The 238-nt window shown below is 31.1% G+C and carries 1 pseudogene; it reads left to right on the top strand.

The features are described 5' to 3' along the window. A pseudogene (locus tag HMPREF2701_RS00790) lies at positions 1-238 on the top strand (relaxase); the annotation flags it as partial.

Below are 238 nucleotides of genomic sequence, written 5' to 3'. Positions count from 1 at the left end.
TTCATGAGTTTGAGGTAGAGTTGAATCTTAATCAAATAGAAGAAGTAGTAGACGATGGAATGTACATTAAGGTACAGTTTGGCATCCGACAAGAAGGACTTATTTTTGTACCAAATATTCAAATCAATATGGAAGAAGGAAAAGTTAAAGTATTTCTCAGAGAAACTAGTTCTTACTATGTATACCATAAAGATTCAGCAGAAAAAAATCGCTTTATGAAAGGTAAAACTTTGATTAG

Source organism: Streptococcus sp. HMSC077D04 (assembly GCF_001808785.1).
Lineage (GTDB): Bacteria > Bacillota > Bacilli > Lactobacillales > Streptococcaceae > Streptococcus > Streptococcus mitis_BX.
Note: the sequence above shows the minus strand (reverse complement) of the source record. Positions and strands in the feature narration are given on the sequence as shown.